Raw genomic sequence first — 7006 nt, forward strand, 5'->3', positions numbered from 1 at the left:
GTCACATCTGCGTGTGGCGTACGCACTCGACGACGACGTCCCGCAGGCTGCCCGTCCGCTTCAGCAGCTCGCGCTGCACCCGGGCGCCGTTGCCGCGCCGCAGCAGCCTGTCGCAGGACTCCCGCACCCGGTCGAGGTCCCCGCTGTCGGCGAGCGCCTCCCCGACGTGTTCCAGCAGCGCCCGTACGACCGTCTCGGCGGGCGCCGGCCGCATCACCGCCGGGTGGAGCAGCACCTCCGTCAGCCCCGAGCGGGCGGCCCGCCAGGCGGCCAGCCGCAGCAGGCTCACGCTGTGATCGGCCGGTTCCCGGCCGGCCCGCCACTCGCGCGCCGCCGTCTCCACGAGCCCTCGGGCGAGGGTCGCGACGAGGACGGCGGTCTCCGCGTGCAGACAGACGTCCGCGACCCGGATCTCGACGGTGGGGTAGTTCCGGGACAGGCGGGCGTCGAAGTAGGCCATCGCCTCGTCGAGGATGGTTCCGGTGGCCAGCATGTCCGCGACCCGCTGGTGATACCGCTGTGCCGAGCCGAAGATCTCGGTCGGTCCGGCCGACGGCCAGCGCTGCCAGACCCGGCTGCGATAACTGCTGTAGCTGGTGTCCGTGCCCTGCCAGAAAGGGGAGTTGGCGCTCAGCGCCGACAGCACCGCGAGCCAGGGCCGCACCCGGTCGACGACCGCGACGCCCTCCTCGTCGGACTCGACGCAGACATGGACGTGGCAGCCGAGCACAAGCTGCTCCTGGGTGGCGATCCCGTACTGCTCCTCCATCCACTGGTAGCGGCGGTGGGTGCCGACGGCGGGGCTGACCGGCAGCGGCGACGTGGCGAGCGCCGCGACCGTGCACCCGATCTTCCCGGCGTGCCGGGCTGCCTCCTCGCGGCAGCGGACGATCTCCGCGCCCAGGTCGCCCATGTCCGACTGCGGGTGGGTGGCGAACTCCAGCATCTGCTCATGGAGTTCCTTCTCGAACACGTCCTGGTCCACATCGTCCTGAGCGACCCGGGCGAGCACCGCGCCGGACCGGGCCCGCGGCTCTCCGGTCTCCGGGTCCACCAGGAGGAGCTCCTCCTCCACTCCGACCGTGCGCACGTCAAGCGGCCCTTCGACGACCCTCTACGACCACGGGGGACATCCCGTCGTATGTCCCCGACTGCCCCCGGAAGGCCGCCCGGACACCTGTACGCCCGGAAACCGCCCCGTCAGGACGGCCGCAGCCAGACCGTGGCCAGCGGCGGCAGGGTCAGGCGGACGCTCGCCGGACGGCCGTGCGAGCCCTCCGCCTCCGCCTTGACCGGGTCGGGCCGGGTGATGTCGCTGCCGCCGTAGCGGGCGGCGTCGGTGTTGAGGATCTCCTGCCAGGCGGGGACGTCGCCGGGGACGCCGAGTCGGTGGTCGTGGCGGACGACCGGGGAGAAGTTCGACACCGCCAGCAGGGGCGTGCCCGCGGCGTCGTACCGCAGGAACGCGAAGACGTTGTCGTCGGCCGCCTCGCACTCCACCCACTGGAAACCGGCCGGGTCGGTGTCGCGCTGCCAGAGGGCCGGGATACGCAGGTAGTGCGCGTTGAGGTCGCGGACCAGGTCCTGGATCCCGCGGTGATCACCCGCGGCGCAGTAGTCCGGGTCGAGGAGCCACCACTCCGGACCGTGCGCCTCGGACCATTCCCCGCCCTGGGCGAACTCCTGGCCCATGAAGAGCAGTTGCTTGCCCGGATGGGCCCACATGAAGCCGAGATACGCCCGGTGGTTGGCGCGCCGCTGCCACCAGTCGCCGGGCATCTTCGACACCAGGGCCTGCTTGCCGTGGACGACCTCGTCGTGCGAGATGGGCAGCACGTAGTTCTCGCTGTAGGCGTAGATCATCGAGAAGGTCATCTCGTGGTGGTGGTACTTGCGGTGGACCGGCTCCTTGCTCATGTACTGCAGCGAGTCGTGCATCCAGCCCATGTTCCACTTCAGCCCGAAGCCCAGTCCGCCGCTGTCGGTCGGCCGGGTCACCCCGCCCCAGGCGGTGGACTCCTCCGCGATCGTCACCACGCCCGGCGCCCGCCGGTACACGGTCGCGTTCATCTCCTGCAGGAACGCCATCGCGTCCAGGTCCTCCCGCCCGCCGTGCTCGTTCGGCGACCACTGGCCGGGCTCGCGCGAGTAGTCGAGGTAGAGCATCGAGGCCACGGCGTCCACCCGCAGCCCGTCGATATGGAACTCCTCGCACCAGTACACGGCGTTGGCGACCAGGAAGTTGCGCACCTCGGTCCGCCCGAAGTCGAACTCGTACGTCCCCCAGTCCGGATGCTCGGCCCGCTGCGCGTTCCCCGGCTCGTACAGCGGATCCCCGTCGAACCGGGCCAGCGCCCAGTCGTCCTTCGGGAAGTGCGCCGGAACCCAGTCCATGATCACGCCGATGCCCGCCCGGTGCAGGGAGTCGACGAAGAACCGGAAGTCGTCCGGTGTGCCGAGGCGAGCCGTCGGGGCGTAGAAGCCGGTGACCTGGTAACCCCAGGAGCCGCCGAAGGGGTGCTCGGCGACCGGCATCAGCTCGACATGCGTGAAGCCGAGGTCCTTGACGTACGGCGGCAGCTGCTCGGCGAGTTCACGGTACGTAAGGCCCGGCCGCCAGGACGGGAGGTGGACCTCGTAGACGGAGAACGGCGCCTCGTGGACCGGGGTGTCCGCGCGATGGGCCAGCCATTCCTGGTCGCCCCACTCGTAGTGCGAGGCCGTCACGACGGACGCGGTCGCGGGCGGCACCTCGGTGCGGCGCGCCATCGGGTCGGCTTTCAGGAACCGGCCGCCGTACCGGGACGTGATCTCGAACTTGTAGCGGGTGCCCTCGCCGATGCCCGGCAGGAAAAGCTCCCACACACCCGACGCGCCCATCGACCGCATCGGGTACGCCGTCCCGTCCCAGCAGCAGAAGTCCCCGGTGACGCGGACGCCGCGGGCGTTGGGCGCCCACACGGTGAAGCGGGTGCCGGCGACGCCCTGATGGGTCATCGGCTCGGCGCCGAGAGCCTGCCACAACTGCTCGTGCCGACCCTCCCTGATCAGATGCAGATCGAGCTCGCCCAGGGCGGGCAGGAAGCGGTACGGGTCATGGACCTCGTGCTCGGCGTCCTCGTACGCCACCAGAAGCGTGTAGTCGGGGATCGTCTCCGTCGGCAGTACGCCGGAGAAGAGGCCGTCGCCCTCCGATACGAGGCCGATGCGCTTGCCGTCGACCAGCACGCTCACCGCGCGGGCGAACGGCCGCAGCGCCCGCACGGCGATCCCGCCGGGGACGTGGTGCGCGCCGAGCAGGGCGTGCGGGTCGTGGTGGGAGCCGGCCAGCAGGCGCTCCCGGTCGGCCGGATCCAGGGGCGGGGCACTTCCACCCGCCTTCCGTGCGGACGGGAGCGGGCCCGAGGGCTCCGGGATCGAGATGTCGCGCAGCGCCACGGCTTCAGTCTCCTCTCACGGCGAGTCGTTCGATCGCCGCCATCGGTACGGGGAGCCAGTCCGGACGGTGCCTGGCTTCGTAGAGCACCTCGTAAACGGCCCGGTCGGTCTCGTAGGCCCGGAGCAGGCCGTGCTTCTTGCGCGGGTCCCAGCCGGCCCGGGCGGCATAGCCCGCGCAGTAGGCCTCCCGGCACCGGCGCGCCCACCGCGGACGCCACGGGCGGCGCTGGCGGGCCGCGTAGTCGAAGGAACGCAGCATCCCCGCGATGTCCCGGACGGGCGACTGGGCGCTGCGCCGCTCGGCGAGCGGGCGGGACGGTTCGCCCTCGAAGTCGATGACGAACCACTCACGGCCCGCGCGCAACACCTGCCCCAGGTGCAGATCGCCGTGGATCCGCTGGGCGGGCGGCCCCGGATCACAGGTCAGCAGCGCACTGAACGCCGACCGCAGCCCGGGCACGAACGGCCGCAGCCCCGGGACGCTGTGCGCAGCCTCGTCCAGCCGGTCGGTCATCGCAGCCGCCGTACGGCCGTTCTCGCAGAGCCCGCCGGACGGGAAGGCCGCGGCCAGCGCGAGGTGCACCTCCGCGGTGGCCCGGCCCAGCTCACGGGCCTGGGCGGTGAAGTCGTCGCCGGTGCCGAGCGCATGCAGGGCCAGCGTCCAGCCGTCGGAGGCGTCCGGCAGGAAGGGCTGCAGCACACCGAGCGTCGCCTTCTGCGGCTGGGTCGTCCGGAACCAGGCCACGGGAGCCGGGACCCGGTCGCAGCCCTGCCCGGCCAGTGCGCCCGGCACCTCCAGGTCGGGGTTGACGCCGGGCTGGATACGCCGGAAGACCTTCAGGATGAACTCGTCGCCGTACACCAGTGAGGAGTTCGACTGTTCGGCGTCCAGCACGCGGGGCACCAGACCGGCCGGGACCGGCTTGGCCGGGTCGGCCTCGAAGCGCAGGGGCCCCGCTGTGCCGGGGTGCCGCAGCCGCTCCAGGAGCAGTTGCGCGGTCCGCGGGTCCTGCAGGGCGTCGTAGACCGTCATGTCGGCCAGCGGGCCCTGGTGGGCGCGGCCGATCCGGGCCCGGCCGAGGCGTGGTGAGGCGTGCTCGCGGATCCCGAGGAGCAGCTGGTAGCAGTCGCCGGGCGGGGGAGTGCCGCCGGGGGCGGGCACCCCCGCGAGACCGGCCTGGCCGCCCGTGTGACCGGCGTGCACCAGAAGATGCAGACAGCCCGGGAACAGCTCTGTCAGCGACAGCAGGCGCAGGTCGGTGACGGGCCGGTCCTTGCCGGCGAACCAGCGCTGCCGGGGCAGCCATTCGCGCAGCAGCCCGTCCAGCGAGGCCATGGACTGCGTGAGCTCATACCTGCTCGGGCGGAGAGTTGCGGTCTTCGTCATGGTGACGCCTCCTTTCGTCGGCGCACTCTCACAGCCGTCTGCCGATGCGAGATGAGACGCGGACGAGCCGGAACCAGTAGAAGCCGTGGCCCCCCAGGGTCAGCAGGTACGGCAGTTCGCCGATGGCGGGGAAACGGACCCCGCCGAACAGCTCGACCGGATGGCGGCCGCTGAACTGGCGCAGGTCCAGCTCGGTCGGCTGGGCGAAACGGGCGAAGTTGCTCACACACAGCACCAGGTCGTCCTCGTACTCCCGCAGGAACGCCAGTACGGCCGGGTTGGAGGACTGGAGTTCGGTGTACGAGCCGAGGCCGAAGGCGGGGTTCTGTTTGCGGATCTCGATCATCCGGCGGGTCCAGTGCAGCAGCGACGACGGCGACGCCATGGACGCCTCGACGTTGGTGACCTGGTAGCCGTAGACCGGATCCATGATCGTGGGCAGGTAGAGGCGGCCCGGATCGCAGGACGAGAAACCGGCGTTGCGGTCCGGGGTCCACTGCATCGGGGTGCGGACCGCGTCGCGGTCGCCGAGCCAGATGTTGTCGCCCATGCCGATCTCGTCGCCGTAGTACAGGATCGGGCTGCCCGGCAGCGACAGCAGCAGGGCGGCGAACAGTTCGATCGTGTGGCGGTCGTTGTCCAGCAGCGGGGCGAGTCGGCGGCGGATGCCGATGTTGGCGCGCATACGCGGGTCCTTGGCGTACTCCGAGTACATGTAGTCGCGCTCTTCGTCGGTGACCATCTCCAGCGTGAGCTCGTCGTGGTTGCGCAGGAAGATGCCCCACTGGCAGCCGGACGGGATGGCCGGGGTCTTGGCCAGGATCTCCGAGACCGGGTAGCGGGACTCCCGGCGGACGGCCATGAAGATCCGCGGCATGACCGGGAAGTGGAACGCCATATGGCATTCGTCGCCGCCGGCGCGGAAGTCGCCGAAGTAGTCGACCACGTCCTCGGGCCACTGGTTGGCCTCCGCCAGCAGGACCGTGTCCGGGTACAGCGCGTCGATCTCGCGGCGGACCCGTCTGAGGAACTCGTGGGTGGCCGGCAGGTTCTCGCAGTTGGTGCCCTCCTCGGCGTACAGGTAGGGCACCGCGTCCAGCCGGTAGCCGTCGATGCCCAGGTCCAGCCAGAAGCGGAGAGCGGCCAGGATCTCCTCCTGCACGGCCGGGTTCTCGTAGTTGAGGTCCGGCTGGTGGGAGAAGAACCGGTGGAAGAAGTACTGGCCGCGGACCGGGTCGAAGGTCCAGTTGGAGACTTCCGTGTCGACGAAGATGATGCGGGCGTCCTGGTACTGCTTGTCGTCGTCGGCCCACATGTAGTAGTCGCCGTAGGGGCCGTCGGGGTTGCTCCTCGACTCCTGGAACCACGGGTGCTGGTCGCTGGTGTGGTTCATGACGAAGTCGATGATGACGCGCATACCGCGCTGGTGGGCGGCGTCGACGAACTCCACGAAGTCGGCCAGGTCGCCGAAGTCGGGCAGCACGGCGGTGTAGTCGGAGACGTCGTAACCGCCGTCGCGCAGCGGCGACTTGAAGAACGGCGGGAGCCACAGGCAGTCCACGCCGAGCCACTGCAGATAGTCGAGCTTGGCGGTCAGGCCCTTGAGGTCGCCGATGCCGTCGCCGTTGCTGTCCTGGAAGGAGCGGACCAGGACCTCGTAGAAGACGGCGCGCTTGAACCACTCCGGGTCACGGTCCTTGGCGGGCGTGTCCTCGAAAGTGTCCGGGACGGGCTCGTTGACAGTCATGACGCTGCTGGCCCTCCGTTCTGCGGCGCGGCGGGCGACCGCTGGACGTGGAACACGTGGGCCGGGGCCCTGCCGGGTTCCAGGCGCACATAGTTGGCCCTGCCCCAGTGATAGGTCTCGCCGGTGAGCTCGTCGCGCACCGGCACCGACTCGTGCCGGTCCAGGCCGAGTTGCGGCATGTCCAACGAGACCGTGGCCTCCTGGGTGTGGTGAGGGTCGAGGTTCGCGACCACCAGAACGATGTCGGTGCCCGTGCGTTTGCTGTACGCGATGAGTGCGTCGTTGTCGGTCCGGTGGAAGCGGAGGTTTCTGAGCCGGCGGAGCGCTGGGTGCTCCCTGCGGATGGTGTTGAGCTTGGTGATGAGGGGGGTGATGGTGCGTCCCTCGCGTTCGGCGGTCTCCCAGTCGCGGGGCTTGAGCTGGTACTTCTCCGA

5 protein-coding genes are annotated in these 7006 nt (G+C 70.5%); all 5 read right to left on the reverse strand.

The features are described from left to right. Position 1: 1 nt before the first annotated feature. Positions 2 to 1090 carry a glutamate--cysteine ligase gene (locus tag ACFV7R_RS32050; RefSeq protein ID WP_385269695.1) on the reverse strand — a complete coding sequence of 363 codons (1089 nt, stop codon included), beginning with the start codon at positions 1088 to 1090 and terminating at the stop codon, positions 2 to 4. A gap of 110 nt (positions 1091 to 1200) precedes the next feature. After that, a complete protein-coding gene (gene glgB, locus ACFV7R_RS32055) occupies positions 1201 to 3438 on the reverse strand; it encodes a 1,4-alpha-glucan branching enzyme (RefSeq protein WP_385269697.1) in 2238 nt (745 codons plus the stop codon). 4 nt (positions 3439 to 3442) lie between these two features. Further along, entirely contained in the window at positions 3443 to 4825 is a 1383-nt protein-coding gene (locus tag ACFV7R_RS32060) for a maltokinase (protein WP_385269699.1), read from the reverse strand. A gap of 28 nt (positions 4826 to 4853) precedes the next feature. Continuing rightward, positions 4854 to 6572 (reverse strand): maltose alpha-D-glucosyltransferase, encoded by a 1719-nt coding sequence (gene treS / locus ACFV7R_RS32065; protein ID WP_385269701.1) that lies wholly within the window; start codon positions 6570 to 6572, stop codon positions 4854 to 4856. Beyond that, on the reverse strand, positions 6569 to 7006 hold a 438-nt coding region (locus tag ACFV7R_RS32070), incomplete at its 5' end, for a DUF3459 domain-containing protein (RefSeq protein WP_385269703.1). The genes treS and ACFV7R_RS32070, both read right to left, overlap by 4 nt.

The sequence above is a fragment of the Streptomyces sp. NPDC059866 genome (assembly GCF_042731325.1).
Taxonomy (GTDB): Bacteria; Actinomycetota; Actinomycetes; order Streptomycetales; family Streptomycetaceae; genus Streptomyces; species Streptomyces flavusporus.